The organism is Paenarthrobacter sp. NPDC090522, from assembly GCF_044769225.1.
Classification (GTDB): Bacteria; Actinomycetota; Actinomycetes; order Actinomycetales; family Micrococcaceae; genus Arthrobacter.
Genome location: NZ_JBIVXL010000001.1, coordinates 355,799 through 373,838, shown reverse-complemented (window position 1 = coordinate 373,838; position 18,040 = coordinate 355,799). Strand labels below are relative to the sequence as shown.

The following is an 18,040-nucleotide window of genomic DNA, read 5'->3' as shown; positions in this document are numbered from 1 at the left end:
AGAAGATGCTGTTTCAGCAGATCGCCATATCCATTGCCGCGCAAACCGAGGGCGGTCACGAGGAAGCTGCGCCGCTGTGGGCAGAACCGTGGGTCTTTGGCATCGTCATGTTCGCCCTCCTCCTGGTCCTCATGTTCGTGACCCTCTCCTACACCAACCTCGGCAACCGCCACGAGGCCGTGGAAGAGCACAGTGACCCGCACCGCCAGCACCCGAACAAGCACACGCACAAGCCGGGCCACTGACATCATCGCTGCAACACCGCGTGGGGATTCGGGGCGCAGGCTCCGTTTGGGCGTGATGGGTGGAACGTTTGATCCCATCCATCACGGCCACCTTGTGGCTGCGAGCGAAGTTGCTGCCAAGTTCGACCTGGATGAAGTTGTCTTCGTGCCCACGGGACAACCATGGCAAAAGTCCAGCAAGAAAGTCAGCAAGCCCGAGCACCGCTATTTGATGACGGTCATTGCCACCGCTTCGAATCCCCGCTTCACTGTGAGCAGGGTGGATGTGGACCGTCCGGGCCCCACGTACACCATCGACACCCTGCGCGATCTCCGCCATCAGCGTCCGGATGCCGATCTGTTCTTCATTACGGGCGCCGATGCCTTGGCGCAGATCCTGTCCTGGAAGGACGTTGACGAGCTGTGGTCGCTGGCCCATTTTGTGGGTGTGACCCGGCCCGGACACGAACTCCACAACCTTGGCCGGGACGACGTCAGCCTGCTTGAGGTTCCAGCCATGGCCATCTCGTCAACGGACTGCCGCAACCGGGTGAATGAAGGAAATCCTGTCTGGTACCTCGTGCCGGATGGTGTGGTGCAGTACATCGCAAAGTATGGACTGTACGCGCCAGGAAGCAGCGCAGGGGAGTTGGCACCAGCGCTTGCCGGATCAGACGACCAAGCACGTACTGAATGAGTTTTCAATGAGCAGCCAGGAACAGCGACCCATCCGCAGCAGGCGTGAGCTTCGCCGCGCCCGCGAAGAGCAGGAGCAAGCCCAGGCCACCGCGACCACACCGGATGCAGCACAGCCCGCATCCCCACCGGAAGCACCCCAGCCGGCGCAGGCCGAGGACAACGGCCGGAACCGTCGCGCCGCTGACGCCCCCCTGGACGCGGTGGCGCCTGCGACAGAGCGCTCATCACAGATCCGCGCCCGCGACCGTGCCGCCCTCCGGACCATCAAAGAGCTCGCGGACAAGGAAGAGCAGCTTTCCGGTGGTGGCCCGCCCACCCGGCGCCAGCTCCGCCTGCAGCAGCTCCAGGCAGAGGTGGCTACCTCCGCCAATCCGATTGTGCCGGCGCCCGGTGCCAAGGCTCCGGAGCCAGCGGCGTCCCCTGACGAGGCAAAGGACGCCCCCATCTCTGCCGTGCCCGGAGCGAAGGCCGCCGGACCGACAGACGCTCAGTCCGCAGCGGACGGTTCCGAAATGTCAGTGGAGCAGGCCCTTGCGGTCCGAGAGCTGATTGCGGCCCAGGTGCAAAACCAGACTGCCAAGCTGGAACATATCGCCGAGCAGGATCCCCTCGCGGTGGATCCGGAGGTCCTTGCCCAGCAGATTGCGTTGGCTGAGCGTGCGGCCGTCCTGAACAAGAGGGCAGCGGCCAAGCAGAAGCTGGCCGAGCAGGCTGCGCCTGAGAAGGCCGCGCCCGAGAAAGCCCCTGGAGAAAAGACCGAGTCGAAGGCGCCCGGCACGGCCTCGGGACCGTCCACTGCAAACAACCTTGCCATGGTCACCCCGCTTGAATTCGTCAAGGTGCCCGGCGTTGAGCGTCCGGTCATGAAGCGGCCCAGCACCACCTTTGTCCCCGTTGTAACGTCGGCCAACGCCAAGGCCGCGCCCGCCGCAGGTAACGGACGGCCCTCCCGGGGGCGTGCCGGGGTCCTTGCCCGTGCCGAAGCGGTGGCGAGGAACGCGCGGAAGCGCAATGCCGCCGTCGTTGATCCGGGGCAGGAAGCCGAGCATCCGCCGGTTTCGGCACGTACCGCTTACGGGCTGGATCCCCTCGACGCCAATACCGCGGGCCTGGCCAGGGCACAGCGCAGCCGCCTGCTGCAATACGGGGTCCTCGCGTTGGGCCTCGTTGCACTTATTGTCGGCATCATCATGATCACGAGCGGTTAGTTCCGCTGGAAATACGGCTTTCGCCACCCAAAGGCCCTCCGGCCACTACAAGGAGTCCCTGTGTCTGCACACGAACAATCCATTACCCTCGCCCGCCACGCAGCGCGTGCCGCGGCAGAGAAACTTGCCGAGGACATTGTCGCCCTGGACGTCAGTGAGCGCCTGGCGCTGACCGACGTCTTCCTGATCGCTTCGGCTCCCACCGAACGCCAGGTCAACGCGATCGTGGACGGCATCGAGGAAGAGCTCCTGAAGCAAGACCTGCGTCCCGTACGCCGCGAAGGCCGGTCTGAAGGCCGCTGGGTACTCCTGGACTACGCCGACATCGTTATCCACGTCCAGCACGCTGAGGATCGCGTGTTCTACGCGCTTGAGCGTCTGTGGAAGGACTGCCCTGTGGTGGACCTCGAGCTCGGCGACGATGCTTCGGCGAAGGCTGTGGCCGGCGAGGATTCCGACGGCCAGTAGGCTTTTCACCTCGGAATATGCCCGATTTGGAATTATCGGAAATGCTGTTCTAAGATATTTGAGTTGCTTCGGCAGGAAGGGCTGGAAAGCCTGGAAGCGAAACAACAAGAATATGGGGCTGTGGCGCAGCTGGTAGCGCACCTGCATGGCATGCAGGGGGTCAGGGGTTCGAGTCCCCTCAGCTCCACCCTAACGATCTCCCTCTTCGCAAAGGCGAAGGGGGAGATTTTTGTTTCCCGGAAGCGGCCACATCATGTGATCTACATCATTCCGGCTCGATTTCGCATCTCGATACTTTGTGGGTAGTATTGACGAGTTGCTTCGGCAGGAAGGGAAGACTTCCGCTGAAAACAACACGTCCGGGGCTGTGGCGCAGCTGGTAGCGCACCTGCATGGCATGCAGGGGGTCAGGGGTTCGAGTCCCCTCAGCTCCACTTCGGACAAAAGGCCCCGCTCGTCAGAGCGGGGCCTTTTTCGTGGAACCGGGCTACTCCTGTGGCCGGTCAAATTCCGCGGCGCTCAGGAACTCGACGCCTTGGAACGGCTCGTCGCCTACTACCCGGGCGTTGTGGCCCGGCGGGATGGTGTAGGAGTCTCCGGCGGAAATATTGATGCGGTTGCCGTCGTCGGTTTCCGCTTCCAGGGCTCCGGAGACGCAGAAGCCGACGTGGTTCAGCTGGCACGTATCGGTGCCCACCACCGGCTTGATGCAGTCTGCCCACGTCCAACCGGGTTGGAAGGTATTTCGCCCAATGGTGTAGTCGCCCACGGTGACGATGTCCACCACGGTCTTGTCCGGTCGGCGGGTTTCGTCCGGAGAGTTATGTGACTTCACTTGCAGTTGCGTGACAACATTGACAGTCATGGTTTTGCTCGCAGGGGAGGGGGAGCCGGATCGCTGATGGTCCCGGCGCCGGGCTCACGGGGAAGCCGGGATCAGTGCCCTGAACGGGTGTTTGTGCTGTGTGCACCAACCACGTTCCTCCCAAGCGACCGTGAAGTCGAGACACTTTGGCGTACGAATTTCTTACATCTGCAAAGAGGAAAAGCACCGTGATGTTATCTGGGTTGGATGCTCTGTTCGGCACCTTGGGGCGCTTTCCCGATGTTGAGGCGGACAACCTGCACGCCTACGATGCGACGGACAGGCTCCTGCTGGACACCGCTGCCGAACTGCTGGCAGCGGATACCCGCGTAGTGGTGATCGGCGACCGCTACGGAGCCCTCACCCTCGGTTCCCTGGTGGGCTTGGGCGTCGACCATGTCAGTGTCCACCAGGACCTCTTCACCGGCCGCATGGCCCTGCGGCACAACGCCCGCGGAGCGGGCCTTGAGGACCAGTACGCTGCCCACGAACTCGGCGCGGAGCTGCTGTCAGGCGCGAACCTGGTACTTCTTCAGTTGCCCAAGTCGCTGGCGGAACTGGAGGAAATTGCCGACGCCGTGGCCCGCTTCGCTGCGCCCGGCGCGGTGCTGCTGGCCGGTGGCCGCGTGAAGCACATGAGCCTTGGCATGAATACTGTGCTGGAGAAGTCGTTTTCGACGGTGCAACCCCAACATGCCCGCCAAAAATCCAGGGTGCTGAAGGCCAGCGGACCCATAGCCACAGCCGGCAAGGCGCCTTACCCGGTCCTGGATCACCTGGCCGAACTGGATCTGGATGTCTGCGCCCACGGAGCTGCGTTCTCCGGGGCCCGGCTGGATATCGGCACGCGTTTCCTCCTGACTTTCCTGGACCGCATGCCGGCCGCCGGCATAGTGGTGGACCTTGGGTGTGGTACCGGGATCCTGGCCACGATGTATGCGCGCCGCTTTCCAGCGTCCAGGGTGCTGGCGACAGACCAGTCCGCCGCTGCCGTTGCCTCGGCCCGCGGAACAGCTGCTGCCAATGGCCTGGACGGACGGGTGACGGTGGTTCACGACGATGCGATGTCCTCGTTCGACTCCGGCAGTGCGGAACTTATCCTGCTGAACCCTCCCTTCCATCTGGGTGCCAGCGTCCACGCCGGCGCCGCCCTCAAGATGTTCGACGCAGCAGCCCGCGTGCTTGCCCCGGGCGGGGAACTCTGGACGGTTTACAACAGCCACCTGCAGTATCGTCCGGTTTTGGGACGCCTCGTCGGACCAACAACGGTGGAGGGCCGCAACCCGAAGTTCACGGTGACGCGGAGCCGGAAGGCCTGACCCCGGCACGCCCGGCGTGTCATGAAACACGTCAGTGCCGCAGGCGTCACATAGAATTCAGTGTCGTCGGTATCTGCCCCTGGCTCCGGTTGTTGTGTGCACATACCCGTCTGAGCGGGGGTGACGTACGATTCTGACACAGATGAAGTTCAAGGAATTTGTTTCTCAAGACAAGGGGAATCCGTGACTGAGATCCGGACGCCGGCACCAAGGCGCGGAACGAACCTACCCCGTATGGGCGACTTCAATCTGACGGTGATCCTGGAAGCTATCCGGCGGTCTTCCGGAGGGCTCAGCCGTGTTGAACTCGCACACATCGTGGGGTTGTCGCCGCAGACCATTTCCAACATCTCCCGCCGCCTCCTGGACCAGGAACTCATTGTCGAGGCAGGTAAGGAAGGCACCGGTCCAGGCAAGCCCCGCACCATCCTTCGCTTGAATCCATCCGGCATGTACGCCGTGGGTGTCCACCTGGACCCGGCAGTCATTACCTTCGTGGTCCTGGACCTGCTGGGGGATGTGGTCAGGCATTCGCGTATGGCCACCCCGGGTGGCGACCCGGCAGCAGTCATTACGAGCATCGCGGGGCAGATCCAGGTGCTCATCGAGGAATCGGGCGTGGACCAGTCAAAGATTGCCGGGCTGGGCGTCGCCGTGCCGGGTCCGATCGACCTTGACGAAGGTTCTGTTGTTGAGCCGCCGTTGCTGACCCGGTGGAACCGGGTGCGCATCCGTGAAGCCCTCACCGAAGCCACGGGCCTTGAGACGCTGGTGGACAAGGATGTCACCAGCGCCGCCGTTGCGGAGACGTGGGCTGGTGGAGCGAGCGGGGCCGGCAGTTTTGTCTTCATGTACATGGGAACCGGCATCGGCTGCGGCCTTGTCCTCAACGACGAGGTGGTCCGGGGTACGTCGGGCAACGCGGGCGAGATTGGGCACATCATTGTGGATCCGGATGGCCCTCCCTGCGATTGCGGGCTACGGGGTTGCGTGAAGTCTTCCTGCATCCCGCAGGTTCTGGTGGCCGAAGCAGAGGCTGCCGGTGTCCTGGATGGTCATGGCCAGGAGGATGGCCCGGCCGTGCAGGAGCGCTATGCCATGCTGTGTGATAAGGCGGACGCCGGGGACGAAAAGGCGATCGCCATCCTGGAGAAGTCCGCCGTCCTGGTTGCCCGAGCGGTTTCCGTGGTAACGAACACCCTCGACGTTGAACGCGTGGTGTTCGGCGGTCCGTTCTGGGGCCGGATGTCCAAGTACTTCCTGGGCAGCGTACCCCAGTTGATTGCGCAGAACAGTGCAGCCCGGATGATCCACGGCATCGATGTGGTTGGCTCGGGCGTAGGCGAGGACGTGGGCGCCATTGGGGCAGCATGCCTCGTTCTGGAACACACCCTGGCTCCCCGGGCGCAAAGGCTCCTGCTGGAAGGCTGAGGCTCTGTCTCGGGGATCAGTCGATGTCTTCGACGATCTCCCCGTACGGAATGGACTCATCCACGTGGGCCTGATGACCGGTAGGTCCGTGGTTGTAGGTGATCCGTACCCCGTGCCGCTGGTCCGCGGCAGACTGGAGTAATACGGGCCGGACGGCGTCATTGACGTGTTGGGTCTGGCTGTCGAGGTACTGCTGGTAGGCGGCTGGTAGCTGATGCATGGCAAAAGGATAGACCTCCGAAGTCCGCATGGGGAGGGGTACCCATTGCGGGCCAAGGCGGTTGCGGCTTGGATAGAGTGGCCGGAAGCAGGACCGCGCCGTACACCTGGTGCGGCAAAGTGAAAACCGAACGCCACCGAGGGGAAAACGAGTGCTTCAAAACACCGCCACAGCCGGGATCGATGCACCGGATATGGCCCGTGCGCAGCAACTCGTTGGCGGTATCGTCCGTAGTTTCGAAGCCAAGGTAGTGGGCCAGGAACGGTTGCGGGAAACCCTGGTGATCGGTCTCCTGACGAGCGGCCACGTCCTTTTGGAAAGCGTTCCGGGATTGGCCAAGACCACTGCTGCGCATGCCTTGGCCGAGGCTGTCAGCGCCGATTTCCGCCGGATCCAATGTACGCCCGACCTGCTTCCCAGCGACATCGCTGGAACCCAGATCTTCGATGCCGCCAAGGGCACCTTCGTCACGCAGCTGGGCCCAGTCCACGCCAACATCGTGCTGCTCGACGAAATCAACCGGTCCAGCGCCAAGACCCAGAGCGCCATGCTGGAAGCCATGCAGGAACGGCAGACTTCGATCGGGGGCGAGTCCTATCCGCTGCCACAGCCCTTCCTGGTGCTGGCCACGCAGAACCCCATAGAGCAGGAGGGCACCTACAGGTTGCCCGAGGCGCAGATGGACCGCTTCATGCTCAAGGATGTGCTTGATTACCCGAGCCCGGCGGAGGAAGCCGAAGTCATCCGCAGGATTGACGCCGGCGTGTTCGACTCCGGGCAGAAACCTCCCGCTGCAGCGTCGCTGGACGCGGTGCTCCAGGTCCAGGAACTGGTGCGGCGCGTCTACATTGATCCGGCGATTGTCCGGTACATCGTGGGCCTGGCTTACGTCACCCGGAATGCCGCGCAGTACCTTGAGCCGCAGCTGGCCTCGCTGATCGAGTTCGGCGCAAGTCCACGGGCGAGTATCGCCTTTAGCCAGGCTGCCCGGGCACTCGCGCTGCTCAGCGGACGCGACCACGTCATACCGGAAGACGTCAAGGGCCTGGCGCACAGGGTCCTTCGGCACAGGATCGTGCTTGGCTTTGATGCGGTAGTGGAAGGCGTTGCCGTGGAGACAGTCATTGACGCAGTCCTGGCGTCGGTGCAGATACCCTAGGGGCGTCAGTGCCCAGCCTGCTTCAACGCGTCAAGGCGAAGATGTTCATCTTTGCCCATCGGAAAACAACCGCATTGCTTGACGGGGAATACGGTTCGGTCTTCAAGGGACGCAGCCTTGACTTCGACGACCTCCGTTCCTATGTTCCCGGGGATGAGGTTCGCGACATCGACTGGAAAGCCACCGCCCGGCACGGTTCACCCCTGGTGAAGCGTTACACGGCAGTCCGGCGCCACTCCGTCCTCTTGCTGGTGGACACCGGGCGGACCATGGCCGCCGAAGCGGCTTCCGGGGAAGCCAAAGTGGACCTCGCCATCCAGGCCGCAGGAGTTGTGGGCTACCTCGCCTGCCGCCACGGTGACGACGTCGGCCTCCTCCATGGTTCGGTCGAAGCCACCCGGTACCTCCCGCCGCGTTCCGGCGAACACCATCTCGAACGGCTGTTGCGCGAGGTGCAGGAAGCCGTGCGCCCCGAAGGGCCTGCGAGCGCACTGGCAGGGCAGCTCGACTACGCGTTGAGGTATCTGAAGGGGCGGCTCCTTGTGGTGGGGGTGGCCGATGAGTTCCTGCCGGACGCACGGACTGAGGAGTTGCTCCGCCGGTTGAGGGTGCGGCATGAGGTTCTCTGGATCACCATCAAGGACGCCGACCTTGCAGGGGAAGAACGGGGCCGGTCAAGCCGGGATGTTGGGCAAGGATTCGCCATTCCTAAGGCGCTGGTGGACAGCAGCGAAGTCCGGCAGGCCTATACGGAGGCCATGGCCAGGCGTGACGCACAACGCCGGGACGTCTTCCGGCGGCTGGGGATCGCTGAGGAGCACGTTGGCAGCAGCGGCGAGATGGTGTCCTCGGTGTTCGCCTTGCTCGAGAGGCACAAGTCCGGGAAGGCCAAACGTGCAGGATAACTCCGGATTCCATGGTCCTCTTGCGTACAGCCAAGCGTGGTTCTGGCTGGGGGTGCTGGTCTTGCTGGTGGTGGCCGCCTGGTATGCCTTTCTCTTGTGGCCCCGCCGCAAGAGGGCACGCCGGACCCATCCGGTGGTTCCACGGGACCTGGCGGGCTTGCGGCTCTCCTGCCTGCAGGCGATCGATTCGGTCGTGGCCGATGCCGACGCCGGACGGTTGCCCGAGCGCGCCGCACACCAACGGTTGAGCTTCCTGGTGCGGGAATTCGCCGGGCACGTGACGGGAAAGCCTGCCACGTCCATGACGCTGGAGGAGTTGCGCAGGCACGGCCTGGAACCGTTCGTCGACGGGATAGCAGGCATCTATCCTGCAGAGTTTGAGCCCGTCAGTGGCCGCACGGTCCAGGACTCCGCCGCAGCCGCACGGCAGGCGGTGCGCGCATGGAATTGATTTCCTGGTGGATTGTCCCGGCAGCGGCGGCTGTCGTCGTTGTCGTTTGGTTCCTCTACCGCAGGCACCGGCAAGAGGTTTCCCGCCTGGTGGCCCATGGAGACCGTCTGACGGCCTTGCCGGAGTACCAACGGGCCCTCGGCAGGCACCGCACATCCTTGATCGTGGCGCTGGTGCTTGCCTCGGTCTTCCTCGGCGCCACGGTGACGGCAGCGGCCCGGCCCGCCCAACGCGCCACGGAGCAACCCGAAGCGAGGAACCGCGACATCGTCCTTTGCCTAGACGTCTCCGGTTCCATGACCAGTACCGACGCTGCCCTGGCTGCAGTCTTCGAGCAGCTTGCGCGGGAATTCGACGGCGAGCGCATCGGCATGGTGATTTTCGACAGCAGCAGCGTTCACCTGTTCCCGCTGACGGATGACTACGACTACGTGGCCGGGCAACTTGCCGAGGCCAGGAAAGCCTTGGACAGCGGTGCCGGGTCCTTCTTCGATGGCACCTGGAGCCGGGGAGGATCGTCGCTGATCGGTGACGGCCTGGCATCCTGCGTACAGGCCTTTCCTGATACCTCGCCAGGCACAGGAGACGCCCGGCGCTCGCGGTCGGTGATCTTTGCCACGGACAATTTCCTGTCCGGGGACCCGATTTTCACGCTGGAGCAGGCCAGTGAGCTGGCCAAAGGCAAGGACGTGAAAGTGTATGCCCTGAATCCGGGGGACCTGGATTACGGCGGGGCCGAAGACCAGCCGGGGGCACAGTTGCGGGCGGCCGCCGAAGCAACCGGTGGGAGCTATTACACGCTGGACAGCCCGGACGCCGTCCCAGGGATCGTTGCAACGGTGGAGGAGACTGAGGCCGCGAGTTACCTCAAGGCGCCGCAGGCCGTGATTGCCGACGCGCCCGCGTGGCCTTTGAGCCTTGCCCTGGTGTCCGGCGCGGGTCTGTTGCTGCTTGGTTGGCGGTCGCGCCCATGACGCTGGCCCCTATCATTCCCTGGCCGTTCATCGCGCTTGCCGGAGTTGCCGTGGTTGCGTTCGTCGCCTGGACCGTGTTTACCCGGAAGCAGCCCCAACCTCTGGTGCGCCGGACAGCGCTCCGGGCGGCCGCCGTCGTGCTTTTGCTTGTCGCCGCCCTCCGCCCGGGCTGGCCCGGTGACGGCGGCCGGACCGCAGTGACCGACCTGGATGTTTTCTTCGTGGTGGATACCAGCACCAGCATGGCAGCGGAGGACTATCGCGGAAGCGGGATGCGCCTTGCAGGCGTACAAGAGGATGTGCTGGGCGTGGCCAAGGAACTCGCCGGCGCCAAGTTCTCCCTGATCACCTTTGACAGCGGGGCGACCGTTCGCATGCCGTTGAGCCAGGACGCCACAGCGCTCCAGACGGCTGTGGCCACCCTGCAACCGCAGAACCCCCGCTACGCCGCAGGCAGCAGTATCACCGAAGCCGGTGCGCTGCTGAAGAAACAGCTCGCTGCGGCGAAGGAAAAGCACCCCGGGCGTCCTGCGGTGGTGTTCTATGCCGGGGACGGTGAGAACACGGCAGCATCCTCGCCTGAACGCCTGCCGCTTGAACCCTCGGCAGTCAGCGGGGGAGCGGTGCTAGGCTATGGCACCACTGACGGTGGCAGGATGAAGGACCCCTCGGACCCGAAGGGCGGATACGTCAAGGACAAGAACGCTGAGGTAGCCGTCTCGAAGATCGACGAGGACGCCTTGAGGACCATCGCCACCCAACTCGGCGTCCCGTACGTGCACCGTACGGGAAGCGGGGGAACCGAAGAGATGCTCGGCAAAGCCAAACCCGGCGTGCTTGTCGCGGTTTCCGACGACGGATCCGGCCGCTTGGAACTGTACTGGCTGTTGGCACTGGCGGCTTTCCTGATCCTGGTGCAGGAGCCGTTCCGGCACGCGACAGCCCTGAGGGCCCTGCGGGCGTCCGGAACGCGGGAAAGGGGGCTCGTCCGGTGACTCGTCAAGGTACGGAAGCAAGCAGCGCTCGACGCCGGAAGCGTCGCCTGGCGTGGTGGTCGGCCCCGGCTGCCCTCGCTGCGCTCGCCGTCGCTGCGAAGCTGCTGAGCGTCGGAGCCTTGGGTGGCGCAGCGGCGGAAGCATTCGCAGCGGGAAACCAACACGGGCTTTCGGATGCTGTAGGCGGGCTCTTGTTCGCCAATGTCCTGGAGCCGCATAAAGCCTTGGTTGCCTCCGGAGATGCGCACGTACTGGCCGGTGACTTCATCTCGGCCCGCAGCGATTTCACGAAAGCGCTCCAGGCCGGGCCGGGGGACGACGAATGCAGGATCCGGGTCAACCTTGCCCTGAGCATCGAGAAGCTGGGAGACTCCGCCGCGTCTTCCCGGGATCCCCAAGCAGCCGCCCTGTATGCGGAGGCCTTGGAGGTGGTGCAGGAAGCTCCGGGGTCCTGCCACGAGGACGGGCCGGGCAACAGGGAGGGTGAAGGCCAGCGGCTGGATGCGGCGGGGGAGCGCCTCGAAGCCAAGAAAACGTCCCACTCCGGCGAATCGCCATCGAAAGACCAAGGATCCGGGCAGCCTTCTGTCCAGCAACAGGACCAACTCCAGCAGTTGCAGGAGAGCGCCCGGAAGGCACAGAGTGAGCGGACCGAAGGCCAGGACCGTGATCGGTACCTCCGTGGCCCCGACGACCCAGGCGTGGATCGGCCCTGGTAAAAACCCTCGTAAAACCCTGGTGAAAAAGGTAACCGGCCGCCGTCGGGCGTTAAGGCCTACTCCCAGACGATCTCGTCGTCCACCACGCCGTCTTCATCGGCGGAGACCACCAAGGTTTCGTCCGTGAAATGCGAGCCCAACGTGAAGTCGAGCACAAAGTAGCGTTCAGGCTGGCCCGGATAGATCGCTACGTGGCCGAGCCTGAGGGCTTTGAGGAAGACGTCGTTGGTGAGTTGGGTCTTGTCCCTGACTCCGAAGACCGATTCCAGCTGCTCCTCCTTGAGCTGGGTGCTGTGGAAGTGCAGGAACTGTTGGGGGTTGGTACCGTCCTGGTCCAGTTCGTCGGCAATCATCTCCCGGACCTGGTCCACCAGCTCCGGGAGGAACCTGAGGCGGTAGTCCACCTTGTGCAGTGCTGCCTCGTCGAAATGGTCGTGCGCCGTGACATTAAGGTCCAGCTCCAAGGCGTTCCCGGCTATTTCGTGTTTGGCCACGAAGCAGTGTTCACGCCCGTGATTGAGCTCGATTTCCCCGAAATGCTTGCTCGCTACCTTGCCCATGTGATCAATCTAACCCCATCAACCAGAGGGTTCCAGCACTTGCGGATATTTCACCGCCGCCGCTGCGGAGCCTTCGACGGTGCTGGTTTAAGCGGCGGCAGTCCCGCCTTTCCGGACGTTCCCTTCAAGGTGTCCGCAAGGAGCTGGGTAAAGAGCTGAACCTGCGCTGTGCGCTTCTCGTTGATGAGCAGTGCGAACACGTTGCGCGCCAGCCGGATGTCCGGCACGTCAAGGACCACGACGCCGGATGGCCGGTTCCGCAGCGCAAGTTCCGGAACCAGCGAGGCACCCAGTCCGGCTGCCGTCATCTCGAGGCTCGCGTGGAAGTCGTCACTGTAGGCCACTACCCGGGGGTGCAGATTGCAACTGGCGAAGAGACGCTCGATCACCAGGGCGTCGCTGGTGCCTGGGTGGTGCACGATCCACGGCATGTCCGAAAGGTGCGCCGCTTCGATCTCCGCGTCTTCGCGGATCTTCCAGGAAGCAGGGAGCACCACGCGGAAATTGTCATCGCCGATCCATTGGCGTTCCAGGGAATGCGGCCAGGCCAGGCCGGACTGGCCCACCTGGTAGACGAGGGCAACGTCGAGTTCACCTCCGGTCCGCAGTCCCTGGATGGTCTGGGCAGGCTCGGCGACGGAGACTTTGAGCTCGATCCCCAGGCCGTTCCAGCGATCGTTCCGCAGGATGTCCGGCAGGACATAGGTTGCCAGGCTGGGGAAGATGCCAAGCCGGAGCTCCTGTGCCGGCGCATCGTTGGTCCTTGACGCAGCAGCCATGAGCGCTTCCACATCCGTGAGGACCTTGGAAGCATGGCGGGTCATGGTGACTGCCGCCTCGGTCGGCACCACGCTCCGGGCTGAGCGTTGGAACAGTTCCACGCCCGTGTCCCGTTCCAACGCGGCCATTTGCTGGGAGACGGCAGAAGCCGTGTAGCCAAGCTGGGTGGCGGCGGCCGCGAAGGATCCCAGCCGGGTGACCTCCAGCAGGGTCCGGAGGTGGAGAAGATTGACCATCAGAGGATTTTAGCTGTTCGCCACGCCACATTTTTCAAACTGTCACGACACGCCGGGGGCCGGCGACACGCGGGAGATTTAATGTGGCTAAGTAGTCCACAGGGTGTGGATTTCATCTCTCACTTTGGCGGAATTACGGACATTTTGAGGCCGCCTGCCTGTGGACGACCGGTGGATTGAATGACATACTTGTAATACATCATCTTGGGGTTCCGGCGAGGCGCTTGCACTACATGTAGTATCGATTTACGGATTGAGCGGGAAACCAGCACAAGACCAAACAGAGCGTGTTGGCTGTCACGGCAGCCCGCGGGTCGTCATCGGATGCAGTACATGGTTCCGGTTGAGCCCGCCAGATACGAAGAGCAACAGACTTCAACTAAGGGGACAGGGATCATGACCGTAACGGTTTACACGAAGCCGGCCTGTGTTCAGTGCAACGCAACCTACCGGGCGCTCGACAAGAAGGGCATTGCCTACCAGAGTGTCGACATCTCCCAGGATGCCGAGGCCCTTGAGCGTCTGAAGGCACTGGGTTACATGCAGGCACCGGTCGTGGTAACCGAGCAGGACCACTGGTCCGGATTCCGCCCGGACAAGATCGAGGAGCTGGCGCAGACCGTTTCCTCCTCCGTGGCCTAAGGTTCGTCAACTACGACGCCACAACAGACAAAGAATTCCTATGTAGTCGAGGTGACTCCCATGGCACCGCTGGCAGCGGCCACCGTACGCAACACCGCGGAAGCTGTCACCACCAGGAGTCACCTCATCTACTTTTCCTCCACCTCCGAAAACACCAAGCGCTTTGTTCAGAAACTGGGCCGGGATGCCGCGCGCATTCCGCTTTATGCCCAGGATGCGCCGCTTCAGGCCCTTGAACCCTTCGTCCTCGTCCTGCCCACCTATGGCGGCACCAACGGCGAAGGCTCCGTGCCCAAGCAGGTCATCAAGTTTCTGAACAATCCGCGGAACAGGGAACTGATCCGCGGTGTTATCGGGGCGGGGAACACCAACTTCGCGGACAACTATTGCGCAGCCGGGGACATCATCGCCGCCAAGTGCAAGGTGCCGCATCTCTACAGGTTTGAACTCATGGGGACGCCCGAAGACGTCGACCGGGTCAATCAAGGATTGGAAAAGTTTTGGACACGACTGTCGCAGAAACAGAAGTAACCGGGGGCACTGTGGACACGGCCAAGAAGCCACTGCCGGAGGCCTATAAAGGCCTTGGCTATCACGAGCTCAACGCGATGCTGAACCTGTATGGCGCCAATGGCGAGATCCAGTTCGAGGCAGACCGCGAAGCTGCTCACCAGTACTTCCTGCAGCACGTGAACAACAACACGGTGTTCTTCCATGACCTGGAAGAGAAGCTCGACTACCTGGTGAAGAACCAGTACTACGAGCGCGAAACGCTGGACCAGTACACCATGAACTTCATCCGCGACCTCTTCAACCGGGCGTACAAGAAGAAGTTCCGCTTTGAGACCTTCCTCGGCGCCTTCAAGTTCTACACCTCCTACACCTTGAAGACTTTCGACGGCAAGCGCTTCCTTGAGCGCTACGAAGACCGCGTCTGCATGGTGGCCCTCCACCTTGGCCGCGGCAACGAAGAACTCGCCACCCGCCTGGTGGACGAGATCATCGACGGACGCTTCCAGCCGGCTACCCCCACGTTCCTTAATGCCGGCAAGGCGCAGCGCGGCGAGCTCGTGTCCTGCTTCCTCCTCCGTATCGAGGACAACATGGAGTCGATCGCCCGTGGCATCAACTCGGCTCTGCAGCTTTCCAAGCGCGGTGGCGGCGTTGCCCTCTCGCTGACCAACATCCGCGAGCACGGTGCCCCGATCAAGCAGATCGAAAACCAGTCCTCCGGCGTGATCCCCGTGATGAAGCTCCTCGAAGACAGCTTCTCCTACGCCAACCAGCTCGGTGCCCGCCAGGGTGCAGGTGCCGTGTACCTGCACGCCCACCACCCGGACATCTACCGCTTCCTGGACACCAAGCGCGAGAACGCCGACGAGAAGATCCGCATCAAGACCCTCTCCTTGGGCGTGGTGATTCCGGACATCACCTTCGAGCTCGCCAAGAAGAACGAGGACATGTACCTCTTCTCGCCGTACGACGTTGAGCGCGTTTATGGTGTGCCCTTCTCCGACATCTCCGTGACGGAGAAGTACTACGAGATGGTGGACGATTCCCGGATCAAGAAGTCCAAGATCAACGCCCGCGAGTTCTTCCAGACCCTCGCCGAGATCCAGTTCGAGTCCGGCTACCCGTACATTATGTTCGAGGACACGGTGAACCGGGCCAACCCGATCGACGGCAAGATCACCATGAGCAACCTGTGCTCGGAGATCCTGCAGGTTTCCACGCCGTCCATTTACAGCGAGGACCTGAACTACGAAACCGTGGGCAAGGACATCTCCTGCAACCTCGGTTCCATGAACATCGCCAAGACCATGGACTCGCCGGACTTCGGCCTGTCGATCGAGACGTCCATCCGTGCGCTCAGTGCGGTCTCGGACATGTCTTACATCAACTCGGTGCCCTCGATTGCCCAGGGCAACGCCCAGAGCCACGCAATCGGCCTTGGCCAGATGAACCTGCACGGCTACCTTGCCCGTGAGCACGTCCACTACGGTTCCGAAGAGGGGTTGGACTTCACCAACATCTACTTCTACACCGTGCTGTTCCACGCCCTGCGTGCCTCCAACAAGCTGGCCATCGAAACGGGCCAGACCTTCGGCGGCTTCGAGAACTCCAAGTACGCCTCCGGCGAGTTCTTCGACAAGTACACCGAGCAGGAATGGGCGCCGGAGACCGAACGGGTCCGTGAACTGTTCGCCGGCCACCAGATTCCTACCCAGGATGACTGGCGCGAACTCAAGGCCTCTGTCATGGAGCACGGTATCTACAACCAGAACCTCCAGGCCGTTCCGCCTACCGGTTCCATCAGCTACATCAACAACTCCACCTCGTCGATCCACCCGGTGGCCGCCAAGATCGAAATCCGCAAGGAAGGCAAGATCGGCCGCGTCTACTACCCGGCTCCGTACCTGACCAACGACAACCTGGAGTACTACCAGGACGCGTACGAGATCGGCTACGAGAAGATCATCGACACCTACGCCGCTGCCACGCAGCACGTGGACCAGGGCTTGTCCCTGACGCTGTTCTTCAAGGACACCGCCACCACGCGGGACATCAACAAGGCCCAGATCTACGCATGGCGCAAGGGCATCAAGACGCTCTACTACATCCGTCTCCGCCAGCTCGCGCTGGAAGGGACCGAAGTTGAGGGTTGCGTCAGCTGCATGCTGTAGTCAACCACGCACATAACTGAAGAGTACGACGGCGGGTTACCACCCGCCGTCGTACGCTTACCTTAAAGAACCACCCATCGCTAAAGGGGATGACATGACCGAGAAGGTCAAGCTGCTGAGCCACGTCGAAGCCATCAACTGGAACAAGATCCAGGATGACAAGGACGTGGAAGTCTGGAACCGCCTGGTCAACAACTTCTGGCTGCCGGAGAAAGTGCCGCTGTCCAACGACGTCCAGTCGTGGCACACGCTGACGCCGCAAGAGCAGCAGCTCACCATGCGTGTCTTCACCGGCCTGACCCTGCTGGACACCATCCAGGGCACGGTGGGCGCGGTCTCGCTGATCCCGGATGCGCTGACCCCGCACGAAGAAGCTGTGTACACCAACATCGCCTTCATGGAGTCGGTGCACGCTAAGTCGTACTCGTCCATCTTCTCCACCCTGTGCTCCACCAAGGAGATTGACGACGCCTTCCGCTGGTCGCTCGAGAACGAGAACCTGCAGAAGAAGGCGCAGATCGTCATGGACTACTACCAGGGCGACGATCCCCTCAAGCGCAAGGTTGCCTCGACCCTGCTTGAGAGCTTCCTCTTCTACTCGGGCTTCTACCTGCCCATGTACTGGTCCTCGCGCGCCAAGCTCACGAACACGGCCGACCTCATCCGCCTCATCATCCGTGACGAGGCCGTGCACGGTTACTACATCGGCTACAAGTTCCAGAAGGGCCTGGAGAAGGTTTCCGAGGCCCGCAAGCAGGAAATCAAGGACTACACGTTCGAGCTCCTCTTCGAACTGTACGAAAACGAAGTCCAGTACACCCACGATCTCTACGACGGTGTTGGCTTGGCCGAGGACGTCAAGAAGTTCCTGCACTACAACGCCAACAAGGCCCTCATGAACCTGGGCTACGAGGCCATGTTCCCGGCATCCGTCACCGACGTGAACCCGGCCATCCTCTCCGCCCTGTCCCCGAACGCCGACGAGAACCACGACTTCTTCTCCGGCTCGGGCTCCTCCTACGTCATCGGCAAGGCCGTGAACACGGAGGACGAAGACTGGGAGTTCTAAGCTCCGACTTCATTTGGTAGTTTCAAAGCCCCTTGCGCTGACAGGCGTAAGGGGCTTTGACGTTAGGAAGGCGATCCGCATGACCAAGTACCTGATCTCATTTCCCGGCGAGGCCATGGACATCCCAGAGGGGCAGTTCCAGGCGGTGGCCGATGCCGCGCATGCAGTGATTGAGGAGGCCAAACAAGCTGGGGTCTACGTTTTCGGTGGCGGCATCAATGAGGAAGTCTTGCCGGTCCGTGTTTCAGGAGATGGTTCAATCCAACCTGGCACCTATCCGGACCACACAGTACCCAACGGTGGCTACACCGTCCTTGAGCTGCCAAGCCGTGAGGCAGCCGTTGAGTGGGCAGCGAAGATCGCCGTGGCGTGCCGATGCCCGCAGGAACTCCGGGAGTTCCAGTACGACCCCGCGGGCTAAAAGATCTGGCC

Annotated in this window: 21 protein-coding genes and 2 tRNA genes; 19 read left to right on the top strand and 4 right to left on the bottom strand. The window is 62.6% G+C overall.

What is annotated here, in order from left to right:
- The first annotated feature begins 5 nt into the window (after window positions 1–5).
- The 6 genes from ACIQT2_RS01730 to ACIQT2_RS01705 all read left to right on the top strand — a co-directional run bounded on the left by ACIQT2_RS01730 (window position 6) and on the right by ACIQT2_RS01705 (window position 3,033).
- Window positions 6–245, top strand: coding sequence for a hypothetical protein (locus ACIQT2_RS01730; protein WP_397321568.1), 240 nt, complete (start codon window positions 6–8; stop codon window positions 243–245).
- Window positions 246–291: 46 nt separating this feature from the next.
- A complete protein-coding gene (nadD, locus tag ACIQT2_RS01725) occupies window positions 292–921 on the top strand; it encodes a nicotinate-nucleotide adenylyltransferase (protein ID WP_400332596.1) in 630 nt (209 codons plus the stop codon).
- Window positions 922–928: 7 nt separating this feature from the next.
- Entirely contained in the window at window positions 929–2,131 is a 1,203-nt protein-coding gene (locus ACIQT2_RS01720) for a hypothetical protein (RefSeq protein WP_402942998.1), read from the top strand.
- 60 nt (window positions 2,132–2,191) lie between these two features.
- Window positions 2,192–2,599: a ribosome silencing factor gene (gene rsfS, locus ACIQT2_RS01715; RefSeq protein WP_400331814.1), complete on the top strand. Its 408-nt coding sequence runs from the start codon at window positions 2,192–2,194 to the stop codon at window positions 2,597–2,599.
- Window positions 2,600–2,713: 114 nt separating this feature from the next.
- Window positions 2,714–2,786: transfer RNA gene (locus ACIQT2_RS01710), tRNA-Ala, on the top strand.
- Between the two features lie 174 nt (window positions 2,787–2,960).
- A tRNA-Ala gene (locus ACIQT2_RS01705) sits at window positions 2,961–3,033 on the top strand.
- A 53-nt stretch (window positions 3,034–3,086) separates the two neighbouring features.
- Here the strand turns inward: ACIQT2_RS01705 and ACIQT2_RS01700 are convergent.
- Window positions 3,087–3,464 (bottom strand): cupin domain-containing protein, encoded by a 378-nt coding sequence (locus tag ACIQT2_RS01700; protein WP_402942991.1) that lies wholly within the window; start codon window positions 3,462–3,464, stop codon window positions 3,087–3,089.
- Window positions 3,465–3,655: 191 nt separating this feature from the next.
- Here ACIQT2_RS01700 and ACIQT2_RS01695 point away from each other — a divergent pair, with 191 nt between their 5' ends.
- A complete protein-coding gene (locus ACIQT2_RS01695) occupies window positions 3,656–4,783 on the top strand; it encodes a class I SAM-dependent methyltransferase (protein WP_402943131.1) in 1,128 nt (375 codons plus the stop codon).
- Window positions 4,784–5,017: 234 nt separating this feature from the next.
- Complete coding sequence (locus ACIQT2_RS01690; RefSeq protein ID WP_400331817.1) at window positions 5,018–6,214, top strand: ROK family transcriptional regulator; 1,197 nt, start codon at window positions 5,018–5,020, stop codon at window positions 6,212–6,214.
- Window positions 6,215–6,230: 16 nt separating this feature from the next.
- Here ACIQT2_RS01690 and ACIQT2_RS01685 read toward each other — a convergent pair whose 3' ends face one another.
- The gene (locus ACIQT2_RS01685) at window positions 6,231–6,464 is read right to left on the bottom strand and encodes a hypothetical protein (RefSeq protein ID WP_400331820.1); all 234 of its coding nucleotides are present in this window, start codon (window positions 6,462–6,464) and stop codon (window positions 6,231–6,233) included.
- 121 nt (window positions 6,465–6,585) lie between these two features.
- Here ACIQT2_RS01685 and ACIQT2_RS01680 point away from each other — a divergent pair, with 121 nt between their 5' ends.
- Genes ACIQT2_RS01680 through ACIQT2_RS01655 form a run of 6 tightly spaced genes read left to right on the top strand, consistent with a single transcriptional unit; the run spans window position 6,586 to window position 11,637 of the window.
- Window positions 6,586–7,593 carry an AAA family ATPase gene (locus tag ACIQT2_RS01680; RefSeq protein WP_402942987.1) on the top strand — a complete coding sequence of 336 codons (1,008 nt, stop codon included), beginning with the start codon at window positions 6,586–6,588 and terminating at the stop codon, window positions 7,591–7,593.
- Window positions 7,594–7,601: 8 nt separating this feature from the next.
- Entirely contained in the window at window positions 7,602–8,498 is an 897-nt protein-coding gene (locus ACIQT2_RS01675; protein ID WP_402942984.1) for a DUF58 domain-containing protein, read from the top strand.
- Window positions 8,488–8,949 carry a hypothetical protein gene (locus tag ACIQT2_RS01670; RefSeq protein WP_402942981.1) on the top strand — a complete coding sequence of 154 codons (462 nt, stop codon included), beginning with the start codon at window positions 8,488–8,490 and terminating at the stop codon, window positions 8,947–8,949. The genes ACIQT2_RS01675 and ACIQT2_RS01670 overlap by 11 nt, the downstream gene beginning before the upstream one ends.
- On the top strand, window positions 8,940–9,923 hold the full coding sequence (locus ACIQT2_RS01665) for a VWA domain-containing protein (RefSeq protein ID WP_402942978.1): 984 nt from the start codon (window positions 8,940–8,942) through the stop codon (window positions 9,921–9,923). Before ACIQT2_RS01670 ends, ACIQT2_RS01665 begins: the two co-directional genes overlap by 10 nt.
- Window positions 9,920–10,918 (top strand): VWA domain-containing protein, encoded by a 999-nt coding sequence (locus ACIQT2_RS01660; protein ID WP_400331834.1) that lies wholly within the window; start codon window positions 9,920–9,922, stop codon window positions 10,916–10,918. The genes ACIQT2_RS01665 and ACIQT2_RS01660 overlap by 4 nt, the downstream gene beginning before the upstream one ends.
- The gene (locus tag ACIQT2_RS01655) at window positions 10,915–11,637 is read left to right on the top strand and encodes a hypothetical protein (protein ID WP_402942975.1); all 723 of its coding nucleotides are present in this window, start codon (window positions 10,915–10,917) and stop codon (window positions 11,635–11,637) included. The genes ACIQT2_RS01660 and ACIQT2_RS01655 overlap by 4 nt, the downstream gene beginning before the upstream one ends.
- A gap of 56 nt (window positions 11,638–11,693) precedes the next feature.
- Here ACIQT2_RS01655 and ACIQT2_RS01650 read toward each other — a convergent pair whose 3' ends face one another.
- Together ACIQT2_RS01650 and ACIQT2_RS01645 are read right to left on the bottom strand one after the other, a co-directional pair.
- On the bottom strand, window positions 11,694–12,197 hold the full coding sequence (locus ACIQT2_RS01650) for a DUF2004 domain-containing protein (RefSeq protein ID WP_400331840.1): 504 nt from the start codon (window positions 12,195–12,197) through the stop codon (window positions 11,694–11,696).
- Between the two features lie 50 nt (window positions 12,198–12,247).
- Window positions 12,248–13,213, bottom strand: coding sequence for a LysR family transcriptional regulator (locus ACIQT2_RS01645; protein ID WP_400331842.1), 966 nt, complete (start codon window positions 13,211–13,213; stop codon window positions 12,248–12,250).
- Between the two features lie 396 nt (window positions 13,214–13,609).
- Between ACIQT2_RS01645 and nrdH the strand changes: the two genes are divergently transcribed.
- From nrdH to ACIQT2_RS01620, 5 genes are all read left to right on the top strand, one after another.
- A complete protein-coding gene (gene nrdH / locus ACIQT2_RS01640) occupies window positions 13,610–13,855 on the top strand; it encodes a glutaredoxin-like protein NrdH (protein WP_387437143.1) in 246 nt (81 codons plus the stop codon).
- 60 nt (window positions 13,856–13,915) lie between these two features.
- Window positions 13,916–14,386, top strand: a complete 471-nt coding sequence (gene nrdI / locus ACIQT2_RS01635) for a class Ib ribonucleoside-diphosphate reductase assembly flavoprotein NrdI (RefSeq protein ID WP_402942971.1) — start codon at window positions 13,916–13,918, stop codon at window positions 14,384–14,386.
- A gap of 11 nt (window positions 14,387–14,397) precedes the next feature.
- Window positions 14,398–16,539 carry a class 1b ribonucleoside-diphosphate reductase subunit alpha gene (gene nrdE, locus ACIQT2_RS01630; protein WP_400269509.1) on the top strand — a complete coding sequence of 714 codons (2,142 nt, stop codon included), beginning with the start codon at window positions 14,398–14,400 and terminating at the stop codon, window positions 16,537–16,539.
- Between the two features lie 94 nt (window positions 16,540–16,633).
- Window positions 16,634–17,608, top strand: coding sequence for a class 1b ribonucleoside-diphosphate reductase subunit beta (gene nrdF, locus ACIQT2_RS01625; protein ID WP_397321585.1), 975 nt, complete (start codon window positions 16,634–16,636; stop codon window positions 17,606–17,608).
- Between the two features lie 79 nt (window positions 17,609–17,687).
- A complete protein-coding gene (locus tag ACIQT2_RS01620) occupies window positions 17,688–18,029 on the top strand; it encodes a YciI family protein (protein ID WP_402942966.1) in 342 nt (113 codons plus the stop codon).
- Window positions 18,030–18,040 lie beyond the last annotated feature (11 nt).

Bases quoted from the DNA above. Each gene is read 5' to 3' on its own strand.
- ACIQT2_RS01730 (WP_397321568.1), top strand. From the start codon at position 6: ATGCTGTTTCAGCAGATCGCCATATCCATTGCCGCGCAAACCGAGGGC.
- ACIQT2_RS01720 (WP_402942998.1), top strand. From the start codon at position 929: ATGAGCAGCCAGGAACAGCGACCCATCCGCAGCAGGCGTGAGCTTCGC.
- ACIQT2_RS01700 (WP_402942991.1), bottom strand. From the start codon at position 3,464: ATGACTGTCAATGTTGTCACGCAACTGCAAGTGAAGTCACATAACTCT.
- ACIQT2_RS01695 (WP_402943131.1), top strand. From the start codon at position 3,656: ATGTTATCTGGGTTGGATGCTCTGTTCGGCACCTTGGGGCGCTTTCCC.
- ACIQT2_RS01690 (WP_400331817.1), top strand. From the start codon at position 5,018: ATGGGCGACTTCAATCTGACGGTGATCCTGGAAGCTATCCGGCGGTCT.
- ACIQT2_RS01685 (WP_400331820.1), bottom strand. From the start codon at position 6,464: ATGCGGACTTCGGAGGTCTATCCTTTTGCCATGCATCAGCTACCAGCC.
- ACIQT2_RS01665 (WP_402942978.1), top strand. From the start codon at position 8,940: ATGGAATTGATTTCCTGGTGGATTGTCCCGGCAGCGGCGGCTGTCGTC.
- ACIQT2_RS01660 (WP_400331834.1), top strand. From the start codon at position 9,920: ATGACGCTGGCCCCTATCATTCCCTGGCCGTTCATCGCGCTTGCCGGA.
- ACIQT2_RS01650 (WP_400331840.1), bottom strand. From the start codon at position 12,197: ATGGGCAAGGTAGCGAGCAAGCATTTCGGGGAAATCGAGCTCAATCAC.
- ACIQT2_RS01645 (WP_400331842.1), bottom strand. From the start codon at position 13,213: ATGGTCAATCTTCTCCACCTCCGGACCCTGCTGGAGGTCACCCGGCTG.
- nrdH (WP_387437143.1), top strand. From the start codon at position 13,610: ATGACCGTAACGGTTTACACGAAGCCGGCCTGTGTTCAGTGCAACGCA.
- nrdI (WP_402942971.1), top strand. From the start codon at position 13,916: ATGGCACCGCTGGCAGCGGCCACCGTACGCAACACCGCGGAAGCTGTC.
- nrdF (WP_397321585.1), top strand. From the start codon at position 16,634: ATGACCGAGAAGGTCAAGCTGCTGAGCCACGTCGAAGCCATCAACTGG.
- ACIQT2_RS01620 (WP_402942966.1), top strand. From the start codon at position 17,688: ATGACCAAGTACCTGATCTCATTTCCCGGCGAGGCCATGGACATCCCA.